The 14579-nt window shown below is 44.0% G+C and carries 12 protein-coding genes; 7 read left to right on the top strand and 5 right to left on the bottom strand.

All coding sequences use genetic code 11. The annotated features are described in order from the left end of the window. Positions 1-100: 100 nt before the first annotated feature. A complete protein-coding gene (locus AB6E08_RS20465; protein ID WP_009846243.1) occupies positions 101-526 on the bottom strand; it encodes a DUF3010 family protein in 426 nt (141 codons plus the stop codon). A gap of 258 nt (positions 527-784) precedes the next feature. Here AB6E08_RS20465 and AB6E08_RS20460 point away from each other — a divergent pair, with 258 nt between their 5' ends. Together AB6E08_RS20460 and AB6E08_RS20455 are read left to right on the top strand one after the other, a co-directional pair. Next, a complete protein-coding gene (locus tag AB6E08_RS20460) occupies positions 785-2422 on the top strand; it encodes a methyl-accepting chemotaxis protein (protein WP_372067582.1) in 1638 nt (545 codons plus the stop codon). 304 nt (positions 2423-2726) lie between these two features. After that, positions 2727-3596: a LysR family transcriptional regulator gene (locus AB6E08_RS20455; RefSeq protein ID WP_372067580.1), complete on the top strand. Its 870-nt coding sequence runs from the start codon at positions 2727-2729 to the stop codon at positions 3594-3596. 113 nt (positions 3597-3709) lie between these two features. Here the strand turns inward: AB6E08_RS20455 and AB6E08_RS20450 are convergent, their stop codons facing one another. Further along, positions 3710-5371: a methyl-accepting chemotaxis protein gene (locus tag AB6E08_RS20450; RefSeq protein WP_017097657.1), complete on the bottom strand. Its 1662-nt coding sequence runs from the start codon at positions 5369-5371 to the stop codon at positions 3710-3712. Between the two features lie 273 nt (positions 5372-5644). Between AB6E08_RS20450 and AB6E08_RS20445 the strand changes: the two genes are divergently transcribed. Next, entirely contained in the window at positions 5645-6157 is a 513-nt protein-coding gene (locus tag AB6E08_RS20445) for an RNA methyltransferase (RefSeq protein WP_009846247.1), read from the top strand. Positions 6158-6268: 111 nt separating this feature from the next. On the opposite strand, the gene AB6E08_RS20440 is transcribed toward AB6E08_RS20445, so the two are convergent. Next, on the bottom strand, positions 6269-8329 hold the full coding sequence (locus AB6E08_RS20440) for an alpha-amylase family glycosyl hydrolase (protein ID WP_372067576.1): 2061 nt from the start codon (positions 8327-8329) through the stop codon (positions 6269-6271). A 278-nt stretch (positions 8330-8607) separates the two neighbouring features. Here AB6E08_RS20440 and AB6E08_RS20435 point away from each other — a divergent pair, with 278 nt between their 5' ends. The 4 genes from AB6E08_RS20435 (at position 8608) to dgcA (ending at position 12628) form a co-directional block, all read left to right on the top strand. Then, positions 8608-9444, top strand: a complete 837-nt coding sequence (locus AB6E08_RS20435; RefSeq protein ID WP_372067573.1) for an SGNH/GDSL hydrolase family protein — start codon at positions 8608-8610, stop codon at positions 9442-9444. Between the two features lie 135 nt (positions 9445-9579). Beyond that, entirely contained in the window at positions 9580-10485 is a 906-nt protein-coding gene (locus AB6E08_RS20430; protein WP_102250176.1) for a LysR family transcriptional regulator, read from the top strand. A gap of 91 nt (positions 10486-10576) precedes the next feature. Then, the gene (gene dgcN, locus AB6E08_RS20425) at positions 10577-11584 is read left to right on the top strand and encodes an N-acetyltransferase DgcN (protein ID WP_372067569.1); all 1008 of its coding nucleotides are present in this window, start codon (positions 10577-10579) and stop codon (positions 11582-11584) included. A 57-nt stretch (positions 11585-11641) separates the two neighbouring features. After that, on the top strand, positions 11642-12628 hold the full coding sequence (gene dgcA / locus AB6E08_RS20420) for an N-acetyl-D-Glu racemase DgcA (protein WP_372067566.1): 987 nt from the start codon (positions 11642-11644) through the stop codon (positions 12626-12628). A 135-nt stretch (positions 12629-12763) separates the two neighbouring features. Here the strand turns inward: dgcA and AB6E08_RS20415 are convergent, their stop codons facing one another. Together AB6E08_RS20415 and AB6E08_RS20410 are read right to left on the bottom strand one after the other, a co-directional pair. Next, on the bottom strand, positions 12764-13729 hold the full coding sequence (locus AB6E08_RS20415; RefSeq protein ID WP_102257505.1) for a hypothetical protein: 966 nt from the start codon (positions 13727-13729) through the stop codon (positions 12764-12766). A gap of 139 nt (positions 13730-13868) precedes the next feature. Next, on the bottom strand, positions 13869-14480 hold the full coding sequence (locus AB6E08_RS20410; protein ID WP_372160224.1) for a hypothetical protein: 612 nt from the start codon (positions 14478-14480) through the stop codon (positions 13869-13871). Positions 14481-14579 lie beyond the last annotated feature (99 nt).

The raw sequence follows: 14579 nt of genomic DNA, 5'->3' as shown, positions 1-14579 counted from the left end.
CAACGGTATGCTAAGAACAAAAATGCCGTTCACTCTTAAGTGAACGGCATTACTGAATATTCAGGCTCTTTCTGTATCAATATTGGCTAGCGACTATTGATTAGCGCTGCATTAAACAAGCGTAAGCCGTGGTAAACGGTGCTTCTTGGTACTGCTTAAGGCCTGTTTCTTTGAACTTCATCATAAGAGGGTTGCGCTTAAGGCTTTCTTTGATTTCATTCGGAGATACAACGGTTACGTCTAGGCCGTCGATCAACTGAATTGCCGCTTCTAGTTTGAAGCCGAAGCCACCGCCAGCAAATTTGCCTTTAGTTTGGCGTTGACGAATTACCACTTTTTCTACTTGGTAATCTTCCATTAACTTTGCAAAAGAAAATTGAAAATCTTTCATATTCTGTGTGTCGTTTGCGTCACTAATCGCAACTTTAGAAACTCGGCAATCAGGAATGTTAAATACACCGTCTGATAGAGATAGAAGACAGATGACTGCATCGTTACCTTTGATTTCAACACCACAAATTTTCATGTTCTTACCTACTTATTTTAGAGCCCTATATTATGGTGTTATTTCGATGACTTCTCCAGTAATAGAACATGTCTAAGGTAAATAAATTCAATATTGTCCACTTTAACTTTTTCGGGTTGGCGTCCGGTTAAATACGAAGCACTCGTTTTCATCGTCTAGTTTTATATGCGATGAGATTCACAAAACTATAGCTGGCTTTTTTATCGATACTGTATATTATGCGCGCGTCCCTATTTAATGTGTGGTTATAAACCCTCTATGAATATCAAAAACCTTTCTATTAAGAGTAAAATTGCGGTCCCTCTAATGGTTATCGTGATTGTTTTCTCAACTGTTACTGTGCTTAACGTGATTAAATCTAACGCGCAAGCAGCGATTAACCATGAGCTCAATAATGTGGTTCAACCGGTTCTCGACAACCTAGAAGATGGGTACCGAGATATCTATCAAGTCATTGCATCTGCCCAAGGCCTGTTGCTTGCGAAAGATCAAAAGGCAATTGAATATCAACAATTCGAATTCAAAGACAACGCTTACAAAGCCGTTCCACGCTTTGAGAGTGTCCAAACTCTATATACCGCAGGTGTCTTAGACTCATCTTCTCAAGACGAGCTAGCGAAACTGGTAAAGGCGATGAAAAAGTGGGTAGCATTGCATGAACCAATGTTTGCAGATCCTGCCAATGCTCTTCAATACAACATAGATTACTCGCCAGCATTAGACGCTGAGTTTTCGATCATTCACGATCAACTCGGCTATATTAGAGAGCTGATTGCAGTAAAACAAAAAGAGCTTCGCCAGCAAGCTAATGACTCGATTGAAGAAAGTAAGCTGATCATCGAAGTAGGTATGGCCGTGGCGGTACTTGCGGCTTTGTTTTCGATGTGGTTATCGAACCGTTTTATCGTTCAGCCGATTCAGAGCGTAGAGAAAGCGATGAATGAAATCGCATCGGGTGACGGTAACTTAGCTCAGCGAATGAAAGTTGAAGGTTCTGATGAGATTGCTCGTTTAAGTTCAGCGTTTAACAAGTTTGTTAGTAAGATACATACCACTGTTGAACAAGTGATTCTGACATCAAATGCCGTACGTGCAGAGATGGAAAACATCAAATCAATAACGCAGAATGTGGCTGAATTTTCTTCGAATCAACAGAAAGAAAGTGAAGTAGTCGCGGCTGCCGTTCATGAAATGCAAGCGACCAGTGAAACGGTAAGTGGTAACGCGTTAGATGCGGCAACCGCAAGTAACGTTGCGAACAATGAAGTGGAATCAGCAGACAGCACTTTGGGCTTAACCGTAACTTCAATTGAACGCCTTGCGCAAGATATCGAGAATGCAGGTGGTGTGGTTCAGGAATTGGATACTGATGTGAAGAACATTGCTTCTATTCTTGGCGTGATCAAAGGCATTGCAGAGCAAACCAATCTATTGGCATTGAATGCGGCGATTGAAGCAGCGCGTGCTGGTGAGCAAGGTCGTGGTTTTGCGGTAGTTGCTGATGAGGTCCGTGCGCTTGCGAGCAAAACTCAAGACAGTACGGGTGAAATCCAATCAATGATTGAACGCTTAGAAGTTGGCGCTAAACATGCCGTTGGCGTGATGACAGAAAGCAAGGCAAGTGGCGAGAAAACCATTGTTCAAGCGGGCACTGCAGCTTCATCATTGAGCGAGATTCGTAACTCAATCGGCAAGATGAATGAGATGAATACGCAAATCGCAACAGCGGCTTCTCAGCAGTCTCAGGTGTCTGAAGAAGTGAACCAGAATGTTCAACGTATCGCGGAAAGCACCATGAAAATGGTTGAGATGGCAAACAATGCAGAGAACGCATGCATCTCACTAGCAGAACAGTGTGAAGCACTTGATAGCCTAGTTTCTCAGTTTGAAGTGTAATCTTTGAGACTGAACAGGCAAAAGTGAGTGGCTAATCGTTTCTAGTTTTAACCCTCACGCATCTGTAATAGACAATAATAAGGCCCGTACTCAATGAGTGCGGGCTTTCTTTTTTGATAACAGTATTTGTAATACGAGGTCGGTTCGAACTTTGTTGAATAGGTCGGTTGGAGCCTTGTGGGGAATGCGATATTAGCTGCAATGAAGGCCTTTGTATGTACACGGCGTATATTAAGCTAGGTGACACTGATCTATATCTTCAATACACTGTATGGGTAACCATAGTTCAAAATAGGGTAGAGGCATGGCCAATTGGGAAGGGGTAAGTGAGTTTGTTGCAGTGGCAGAGCGCGAAAGCTTTACTGGTGCCGCACAGAAACTCGCTACGTCAGTGGCTCAAATCAGTCGTAGAGTGGCAAATCTCGAGGAACGCCTCGCAGTAAAACTACTCAATCGAACGACTCGTAAGGTTTCTCTAACAGAGGCTGGGCAACTCTATTATCAGCAGTGTAAGTTGTTGGTCGAAGGTTTAGAAATTGCTGAGTTAGCCGTCACGCAGATGCAATCCACGCCGAAAGGTTTGCTGAAAGTAACGGCACCTGTGACTTATGGTGAGCGTCAACTCGCCCTAATACTTCATCAGTTCTTAAAGCTCCACCCACAAGTCGAACTTGAGCTGATGTTGACCAATCAAAAGCTCGACCTTATTGATTCGGGTGTCGATGTCGCTATTCGTCTTGGACGCTTAGAAGATTCGAGCCTTGTGGCAAAGAAGCTGTCTCAACGTCAACTCTACGTGTGCGCCAGTCCTGAATATATTGAACGTTACGGTGAACCGCATACGCTCTCTGAGTTGAGCAATCATCAATGTTTAGTCGGCGGCTTTGAGCATTGGCGTTTTAAAGAAAATGGGCGACCTCGCTCAGTTCGGGTTAATGGACGCATTAAATGTAACAGTGGCTTAGCCTTACAAGACGCAGCGAAACAGAGTATTGGCTTAGTGCAGCTACCAGAATATTACGTGAGTGAAGATCTTGAGTCTGGCGAATTGGTTGAGGTGTTATCTGATTACCGAGACGATAAAGAGGGGATTTGGGCGCTTTACCCACAGAACCGTAATTTGTCTTCAAAGGTTCGCTTGTTAGTCGACTTCTTGTCTGAGCAATTAGACTAGTTCTATCTGGCAAGACACTATGGACAAGAAAATGGGCTTCAGAACAAAGATTCTGAAGCCCATTTTTATTGATGTTCTATAGCTTTTACTTGCTAAGCACTAAGCATTAAGCATTAAACCGTGAAGCGATCAACCAAGTGGTACAACTCGTTTGCTCGGCTGTTTAAGTTTTGGCTACCTGTACGGTTTTGGTTTGCTAGCGATGCCGATTGAGAACTTTGGTCTGAAATCACAACAATGCGTTGAGATATCTCTTGGCCAACAATATTCTGCTGTTCAGTCGCCGTTGCAATCAGTGAGTTCATGTCCATGATGGTATCAATCGAATCTTGAATTTTAGCAAGTGCTGCAGCTGCTGCGTTCGCTTCTTCTACCGTTTGAGCACTTCTGCTTTGGCTGGAATCCATTGCTTTCACCGCGGCATCTGAAGCGGATTTTAGCTGTTGGATCATTTTGTGAATGTCGCCCGTGCTCTCTTGTGTGCGGCTTGCAAGCTTACGAACTTCATCCGCAACTACCGCAAAACCTCGGCCTTGATCACCAGCTCGCGCGGCTTCAATCGCGGCATTTAGTGCTAATAGGTTGGTCTGTTCCGCGATGTCTTGAATGACAGTCAGTGAAGATGAAATGTTCTGTACATCTCCTTCAAGGCGAGATACCACAGTGTTTGCTTCTGATACTTCACTTGCAAGGTCTGCTACGGACCCAGCAGCAGCGTTGACAATTTGCTGAGCTTCTTTTGCATTGTTCTCTGCAAGTTTAGCTGAGTCAGCCGCTTGGCTTGCGTTGCTTGAGATCTCTTGCGCTGTTGTCGTCATCTCGGTCATCGCCGTTGCTACTTGTTCTGTCTCTTCACGTTGACCTGTCGCTATCTCGTCGACCTGAGCTGCGCGAGAAGACATGCTGCTCGTTTCTGATACAACTTGCTGACCCACATCGCTCACGCTACGAATGATGGTCTGTAGGCTGGCAACAAAGGCATTAAAGTTCTCACTAAGTTTGGCGAACTCAGGCGCTTTGAAGGTTTCCATTCGAGCCGTTAGGTCGGCCTCACCACTTGCAAAGGCACTGATTGAACGGTCAAATTGCTCGAGTGGTTGCATGATTGTACGGTTCACTGCAACAGCGAAAACCGCTACCACTAAGGCAATCAAGCCACAGAAAATTGCAATGGCAGTTAGTGAGCTTTGTAGCGCAGCATTCGAGCTCTCTTTCATGTCACTGATCACGGCGTCAATATCGTCAGTATAAAACCCAGTTCCAAGCATTAAATCCCATTGTGGAATAAAGATTGAGTAGCTGAGTTTTGGTAACGCAATGGACTGACCTGGCTTAGGAAAGTAGTAAGTGGTGAATTCCCCAATTTTTGAGTTCTTAATCAGGTCTTGGATTAGGTAATTGCCTTGTTTGTCTTGAAGGTCGTAGTAATTTTTACCAATGCCATCGGTACCTTGTCCGATGACGATTCTTACACCCTTAGAGCTGTAGCCAAAAATATAACCAGATTCACCATATTCTAGAGTTTTTAATGTGGGTAATGCTTCTTCAAGCGTGGCACCTTTTTCTAAGAAAGGAGATATCGAAGACTGAGCCATTTGCAGGTACGCTTTGAGTTCCTTTTCTTTCATCGCCATCATATTGCTACGCGTCGATTCTACTTGTTGTGCGGTTAGCTCAGTGCTCTTCATATACGTCACGCTCATCATCCCAATTGCCATTAGTAGCAAAGGGATAAAAGAGAGAATATAAAGGCGGTTTTTGATGGTGAGGGTCATTAGCACTTCCTATGTGATTGTCTCAGGCAATTTTCAACACATTATTAATGTGGTTTCGAAATGTAAACGGACTTGTTGTTGAATTGTTATCCTAAAACCTTTTTGTTTGATAAATATGATGGCGGTTAGGTTTTGAAGTGATAGGTGGTGCAACTAAGTACTTATCTGTAAAAAGAGCCGTTCGTTTCGATGCTTTTGAATTTGGCGCTGCTTTGGTAGAATGCGACGCTTTGTAGCACCCTGCTATGTCTATTCGTTAAGTGAGAAAGATTCATGAACAAAAGCCATGTGACTATTGGTTTAACTAACCCAAAGAGCCCGACAAACGTTGGCGCGGTTATGCGTGCGGCGGGTTGCTACCAAGTCGACGAAGTTAAATACACAGGGCAACGCTACGACAAGGCTGCAAAATTTCACACCGATACCAAGAGTGCAACGCGCACTATCCCGCTTACTGGTGTCGAGTCGTTTTTAGATAACCTTAATTCAGAAACTAAGATCGTATGTGTGGAGTTGGCTGAGGGTGCGACACCACTGCCACGTTTTAAACACCCAGAGAACGCTATCTATATCTTTGGCCCTGAAGATGGTTCTATTTCTCAAGATGTCGCTGACCGAGCTGACCATGTTGTTTATGTACCAACGGTAGGTTGCATGAATCTAGCAGCAACAGTGAATGTGCTACTTTATGATCGCCTTGCTAAGTCAGATGAAATGGACGAGAGCAACGAGCTGATCAAGAAAAGCCGCGATAACCGTAATCACCTGCAAGTGAAGCAGGGGTAGATATCGTTCTAATCGTGTCTGGTCTCTTAATATCCAATGCAGATTAAAGAAAACCCCTTATTCGTAGGAATAAGGGGTTTTTACTTGGTTGATCTCGGATCTTAGGTTTGGCTATTCAGCACATTTGGAAGCCATAATTTTTAATGGTTGCCCCGCATCATCGAATTGTAAGCTCCATACATACTGCCCAGCATTACGAATAGTGATAGCGGTATCTTGACCGTAACCACCTTTAATTAACGAGTAAAGCTGTCCTAACTTTAGGTTAAGCCCATCCGCTGTGAACTGAGGTGACCAAGCCTTGGATGCATATTGCATGCGATAACTGCCCGGTTTTTCAGTGGTGACGACTTGGTAAGTGTTGTCACCTTTATATTCAAACTCTCGTTGACCCACGTGTTTCCAACCTGAATCAGCAAAATTGCCAACCACATAAAGCGGGCTCGAAATAGGGCCTTCAGCTTTTATTGTTGGATTGTCACATTGAGCCATGAAGCCTTGTCCAACTTCATTTCCTGTCGCTAGTATCGCCGCAATTGGCCCTTTTTCACTTGGCTGTGTTATCGACAAGAAACGAGCTTCAAATGGGCTTAGAACGATAGAGTAGTGGCCATCAATAGCTGAGATCGATTGCTTGGATTCAATATCCGTCAGATCAGCTATGGAGCCGACTTTTTCTTTGGTTAGTTTTATGGTTTGTTCTTTGTTGGTAACGTTCACTGCGTAGACAACAGCATCGCCTTCATAGGCTTTGTGATCGACATACGCGACATCATTGGCCATCAGGTTTGTACGTTTACCTTGTGATAGAGCGGGGTGCGTTTCTCTCAGTTTCATCAAGTTTGTCACGTATTGCTTTAAGTCTTTTTCGTGCGCATTGAGTTGGGCTGTGACACCTTCTACTTTACCGCTAGTACGGGCTACGTGATCATCACATAGACCATTAATAGCACAGTCATCAGCCCATACTTTGTCTGCAAAACCTTCTAGCTGATCGCCAATCTCGTCCCCATAGTAGGTCGTAATTGGGCCGGTATAAGCTGCTTGGAATGAAAATGCCGCTTTATAGCGCTGCCAATACTCTTTGTCTTGTGGAGAAGCGATATCACCGCGCTGTAATAAGTCACCAAAGCGCACAAGGTCATGGTTACCGATCATTAAATTTGGCTTTGCGTGGTCTGGGTATAACGAATGTAAAGACATGCCTTCTGCAAGCCACTCTCCACCTTTGTTCCCCACGCCAGCTTCGTTTACAGCAAAGGTCTCCGTCAGGCGGTAGCGCATAGGGAAATCAAACGCAGAACATAAGGCCGGTGCTTCATTTGAACCGTAGCCTGTTTCAATAATGCGGTTCTCACCTGCCCAAATTTCCGCGACCATATAACCCAGAGGGTTCACGGTTTTACCTTCGCTGTTTACGTATTCGACTTGAGAAGATGCGGTGTCTACCGTTTCTCTGATTTGACTCCAAGCTTCTTTTGGCACTTGATAAGCTTGATCTAAGCGCCAACCATCAATTTTGAGCTCTTTGATCCAATACTCGGCAACTTCTTGATAGAAGGCTAGGCTCTCAGGGTATGAGACTGGATTATCCTCTCCTTGGGGCAGCTTATCTGTTGGTGACGGCACTACGTTTTTTTTGTGGTGGCCAAATACGCCATCAAAGAAGACATAAAGCCCTCGAGCATGCGCTTCTTCAACTAAGGTTTTAGCTTCTTCCATCGTGCCGAATCTCGGATCGATATTGAAATAATCGGTGGCAAAATAACCGGTTGCATCCAGTCTATCGGCCCAATGGTCTTGGTTTTCGATAGGCTCTGAATTAAAGATTGGGGTTAGCCAAATGCCGTTCATGCCAAGAGATTCAATGTAATCAAGTGAGTCGATAATACCTTGGATGTCTCCGTTATGGTGACTGGTTCCGTAGCCTGTCCCATGACCAATTGAGTCATCACTACTGACAAAGCTTTCGACCATTACTTGATAGATCCTCAAGTCATTCACGTCGGCATTCGTATTCGTTTGGCATTGGTATGCTGTTGGTTCTTGAACTGATTCAGGTGCAGATTGGCAACCTGCAAGTAGGATGGCGGTAACGGCCAACGCGGTATTGGATAGAGAAAGTTTCACGTAAAGGTCCTTATTATTATGATTTAACCTATTATTCACCATCCTGATATTCTATAAATCCTCCGTTAAATAGTGGCAATAGGAGTAGACGGTAGGCTGAGAGACTGAGGTCACAATATGTGGCTAATTTCTTATACATATTATGATGAAGTGCTGATTTTTGAGTCGGAACGAGATTTGTACAGGAAGATATTTTTATGCGGTATGTAACCAGCCTTGTAGAGATTAAGTCATTCTCTGTTTCTAATGTTATCTATCCCGTAAGCAATCGGATATTATCTTGGGTTCATCATTAGATAATTGAAGGGTTAGATAACACCATGGAAGACAAGCAATTACTTGCCGCGCTGCAGCAACACCCTGTCCTCGATCTCTATCAGTTATTCCAAGAAGTTGGTCAAAACCGCTCTCTGTATGCATTACTAGAGAGGTTATCTTCCCTTAAAGAACACCACCAACTGAGCACTCGTCTTAGCCCTTTTAAGCCTCACATCGAAGGGTTGCTGGCTCAATTTGATAGCACTACACCGGACAGTGATATTCTCAAAGCGGTTGCTGTTCAGTCTGAGATTCAGCAACGAGGCCACAGTATGAGTCGTTACATCATGACATCGGACAATCACCGCCATTTTTCCCCGAATGCAGACCTAGTGATGTTTGGTGATTCGATCACCGAATGGGCACCTTGGGCGGATATTTTCCGCGATGTCTCAATGGTCAATCGTGGCTTGGCGGGTGACACCACAACTGGCATGTTGCGCCGTATTGATACCACGTTGAATGTGAAGCCAAAGCTGGTGTGCTTTATGGCTGGGATAAACGATTTGGCTCAGGGTTATGATGTCGAACATATCTACCAGAACTACATTGATATGCTTGAAGTGTGGCAAGAAAACGATATTCGTATATTGGTGCAATCAACGCTTTATGTTGGCTCTAAACTGCAAGGTTTGAACCCATCGGTGGAGCTGCTTAATAGCAAAATAAGCGAGTACTGTTCTCAGCAAGGCATTGCGTTCTTAGATGTGAATTCTGTATTGTCACCTAACAAGCTTTTATCGAATGAATACTCATGTGATGACTTGCATTTGAATGCGAAGGCTTACCAAGCTTGGGCTGAGGTTCTTCAACCTACGATAGCTGAGTTACTAAAATAAACTCACGCAAATAGCCAAATAGCCAAGTAGATAAATAGACAGACAGCTAATTAAACAGCTAGACCGATAAACAGCTTAGCTAATACAAGAAAAGCCAACCCCTAGATTTGTTTCGCGAACCATAAGGACATCAATGTGAACTTAAGACAGTTGGAAGTCTTTTACGCTATCATGCAAACCGGAACCGTATCTGGAGCCGCACGTAATCTGCATGTGTCACAACCTAATGTGACTCGTATTCTGGCACACACAGAGCAACAACTTGGTTTTGGATTGTTTGAGCGAGTGAAAGGTCGGTTGGTGCCAACGGTCGAAGCGAGAACCTTGCTACCAGAAGCGGAAAAAGTCTATCAACAGCTGGGTCAATTTCGATCTCTGACCAACAAAGTGAAGCAAGGACATCAGCATTTACGTATTGGTGCACCACCGATACTGGCGACCAAATTGCTGACTCCGGTAATAGCCCAAATGTCTCGTGAACAATATTCCAGTAAACAAGAGCTCTCTTTTGAGTTGCTGACTGCAAACCGTGATGAACTGTGTGCTGGGCTGTTAAAGCATGAGCTTGATATTGCTATCGCGTTTGGGGACGAAACACCGCCTGCCATATTAAGTGAAACACTCTTAACTGAATCCCTCAAGGTTCTGGTTCCTTCCCACACAGTTGAACAGTTACCGACGGAATTAACCCTTGATGATCTGATCAATTATCCCTTGCCAATCATCGGGCTTGATAGCCGCGATCCATTAGGCCTACTGTTACATCAAAGCCTTATTGCGCGAGATGAGCATTATCACCATCCGATATCTGTGCGTGGATATAGCGCGGCGGCGGAACTGGTGAAGCACCAAGCGGGGGGGGCGATTGTGGATCCGTGGACTGCAGAGCAGTATCAAAATGACGATGCGGTCTGTGTGTTACCACTTCAACCAGACATCCAATTTTCGGTCTCGATGCTTTGCGCAGAGCACACCCCTCAGTCGATTTCCGTTAAGCAATTTATCGCTTCATTGAAGAGCCATACTCAGCCTATAACTTAAGGTTATAGGCTCGCCATAAATTGGTATTCGGCAGTTTCTAAGTTCTTAATTAAAGTAAACCCATACAAGGATTTATTAATTAGGAATACTCATGTCTATCGCTCAACCTTACCTTCTTTTTCTTGGGGATGTTACCGACCCACTTGCCGCAAAAACAGCCCGTGGTATTCACCAATGGCGACCAGAAATCTGCCTAGGCCAACTGCGCTTAACAGGCGATACGGTTTCTCTTGGCTTAACGGACATGACCTTGCAAGAGGCGCAAGCACAGGGCGCGAAAACGCTAGTGATTGGCACAGCAAACCCTGGTGGTGTTATTCCTGACTCTTGGCAGCCAACCATAATGGAAGCTGCAGAAATGGGATTTGAGATTGCATCTGGCATGCACCAACGACTGAGTGAATTTTCACCGCTTGCTGACATGCAGCAACACGGATTGACTAAGCTTCATGATGTACGACACTTTGATGGTGATCTAAAGGTTGGTAACGGTAAGCCTCGTCAAGGTAAGCGCCTGCTTACGGTCGGAACCGATTGCTCAGTAGGAAAAATGTTCTCGGCGTTGGCGATTGAAAAATCGCTTAAACAAGCGGGAACGTCAGCTCAGTTTAAAGCGACAGGGCAGACGGGTATCTTGATTGAAGGTAGCGGGATTTCGATTGATGCTGTGGTCGCGGATTTCATTTCCGGTGCGGTTGAAGCGATTAGCCCCGATTTTACTGACCACGATTGGGACATCATTGAAGGCCAAGGTTCGTTGTTCAATCCATCTTTTGCAGGCGTGAGTTTAGGGTTATTGCATGGCGCACAAGCTGATGCTTTGGTGCTATGTCACGAAGTAGGGCGACCACATATTCGTAACCTTCCTCATGCGCAATTACCAACGATTGAACAGACGATCGAAGCTAACTTGCAAGCCGCGCGATTGACGAATCCAGACGTGAAACTGGTCGGTATCTGTTTAAACACATCGGCGATTAGCACTGAAGACGCTGAGACATTGTGCCAAGAATGGACCACACTCTATCAAGTGCCCGTGACGGACCCGGTTCGTTTTGGTGTACAAAATATTACTGATCATTTGCGACATTCACTTTAACGATTTCATCATTTCTACGTTTCCATTTGTTAAAGCGAACATCAATCGAGTGAAATTATGAAGATTACAGCAGAACCCATTACTATCGCGATGCAAACACCTTTTCGCATCTCTCGTGGCAGCCGAACTGAGTGTCACGTTGTTCGTGTTTATATTGAACATGATGGCAAACAAGCGCAAGGCGAGTGCACACCTTACCCGCGTTATGGTGAGTCATCCGAGTCTGTGTTGGCGCAAATTCAACAAGCTGCTAGCTCTCTTGAAATGGCCTTTGAGCGTGGTATGACCGATCCTGAAGAATTACGAGATCATCTTCAGTCTTCATTGACTGGAGGAGCTGCGCGTAATGCGGTCGATTGTGCGCTTTGGGATTTCGAAGCTAAGCAGAAAGAACAGGTGTTTCCAAATAGCTTGTTTGAGTTACCTGCTCAAATTGTTACTGCAATGACAGTCTCCATTGGCACACCAGAAGCGATGGCTACCCAAGCTCGAGATTATGTGGCGAATGGTGCGAAACTTCTAAAAGTGAAGCTTGATGGCGAGCAGGTAGTAGAGCGTGTTCGTGCAGTGCGAGAAGCGGCACCCGATGTTCTGGTTGTACTGGATGCTAATGAAGCGTGGACAGGGTTGAATCTCGAAGAGTTGTTCAATCAACTTACTGAGTTTGATGTCGCGATGATCGAGCAACCTTTGCCGCAACAACATGATGCGTCACTGGCACACATCAATCACCCGATCCCACTGTGTGCGGATGAAAGCTGTCATACCACTTCACAGCTCTCATCGCTGTTGGGTAAGTATGAAATGGTCAACATCAAACTCGATAAAACGGGCGGTTTGACCGAAGCCTTGGTACTTGCTGAGGAAGCTCAAAGGCTAGGATTTACTCTGATGTCGGGTTGTATGCTAGGCACCTCATTGGCGATGCGGGCAGCGCTGCCTATTGCAGTTCAATCTAAAATAGTCGACCTTGATGGCCCTGTATTACTTGGGCAAGACGTTTCGCCAGCACTGACTTATCGAGATGGGATGATCATTCTTTAAGGTGGCTTAGCGTTCAGTATTGATTATGCAGGTTATAGGTAGGCACGCGAACTTTTGGACAAAAACGATTTAGACCTATAGCCCTAAATCGTTTATACAAGATTAGAAAAAGTATCTTGAAACCTTAAATGCTTGTTATGTTTCTTTTAGCTCAGGAGCTACCACATTTAGTAGTTTACTGGTGTAATCAATTGCTTCACGAGCTATTTGTTGAGGAATGAATTCAGCCTTATGCACAGCGTCATTCCTTGGATTGACGAGTAAATCTCGGTAACTATAATTTTGTTGCATTAAGTCTAAGTGCAACTGAGAATCAGCTAAATTAAAGCGCCCACCTAGAGTTCTATTGCTTCTATTACTCAGGCGTGCGCCAATCTCTTCATCTGATAAACCACAATTAGAGAGTTCTAATGAGATCAATTCAGTTAGTGCGTTTTCAATAGATGCACCGCACTCTATTACAGTTTTCCGATAGTCTTTCTGCAAAAATGCGCGATTAGCCTCTAGGTAAAGTTTATAAGTCAAATTTAACGGAGCTCCAGATGATGCCAAAGTGCAAGCTTCAAGGAACTGTTCATGTTTAATATTTTTCTGCCAGTTATCCAGACAGACAGTAATTACTTTATTTTCAGTAATACCCTGATTTTTCCCATTTTCATCCCAATGAAAAAGGTGAAAATTATCACCATAAGAATTCAACGTCTGCTCAATACGAACATTTTGGTTAGACATCACTTCTAAGTAGTCAAGTAATAAGTTTATCCATGACACAAATGATTCATAAAGTAATTGACCGTTTACTTCAGCATCGTGTACTTCAAACTGAAATACCACTCTGTGCAAACTAGAATGACCACTAGGATATTGATTGGGCTTCCCCCAAAATATCGGCTCAGAGCCTTGCTTCCAGCCCTTAGCGACCTCTGGCGGGGTTAGTAGCTTCCATAAAGGATCTGGTTCATGTTCAGTCCAAATAGGAAGGAACGGAATATGGATGACACCACTGATGCCACTGACCATGATCGGGTACGAATTTCCAAGAACAGATTTATCTACACTAATCGGATACTTGAACTCAAAAATACTATATAAGTTACTCATAATTATCCCTAGAAACATAACGTCAAATTAAGGTGTGAACAACTCCACCACCTTACTTAAACCATTGCTCTATATACACTAAATTCACTTGAAGTGAGAGCGCCAAGCGTTGTGAATCACTCTTAAATTTCTTATTAGGTTACGAAGTCAAAGTTTTATGCGTACTATCAACAGCTTTTAATAACTCTTCTCTTGATTGCTCAAGGAGATTGTGGAGCTCTTCCATATTTTGGTTAACTGTTGCTAGAACTGTTTCTTCAACTTTAGGGTTACTCCAATATAACGATGTACTACCAATTATTGATGCAAAGGCTACCAATTTCCTATGCAGAACTTGCATACTCCTGAACGGAATAACCATAGATTTCAGCTGCTTATCATCTAACCGTTGAAAAAGAACGAGCTGTAATTCAAGTTTATTTAACAGCGTTTCATTTTTTGTCAGCATATCTTTCAATGGAGCAGAATCATCTTTGCCATTTTGTGTGATGTACTTTACTACCCCAGACTTAGCAAATTCTTTTACTTCCTTTGAGTCCTGTCGGTAAGCATCGATACTTAACTGTAGAAGCCCTATATAGTTCAGAGCCTGAGAAAAGCTCCTTGACGTTGAAATTGTGGCTTCAACAACTCGATCCAAGTTATCTAAACTCTTTTGTAGAACAATACCTCTTTTCCACGCATTCAGTGCTCGATAAGCAATAATGGCAGCAAATACAGTAGCGGCGTTTTTCAAGGTAGTTGTCATCATTCGCTTGTTTACTAAGCAGCTTCTCTTTCTGGATTTAGGTGAATGTCACCAACAGGTTCACAGTTTCTGATATCACCTGGCCAGCGTTCAGGGTTTAGC

Source organism: Vibrio sp. 10N.247.310.24, assembly GCF_041467175.1.
Taxonomy (GTDB): domain Bacteria; phylum Pseudomonadota; class Gammaproteobacteria; order Enterobacterales; family Vibrionaceae; genus Vibrio; species Vibrio tasmaniensis_A.
The sequence above is the reverse complement of the archived record's forward strand: the minus strand, read 5'-3'. Positions and strand labels throughout refer to the sequence as shown.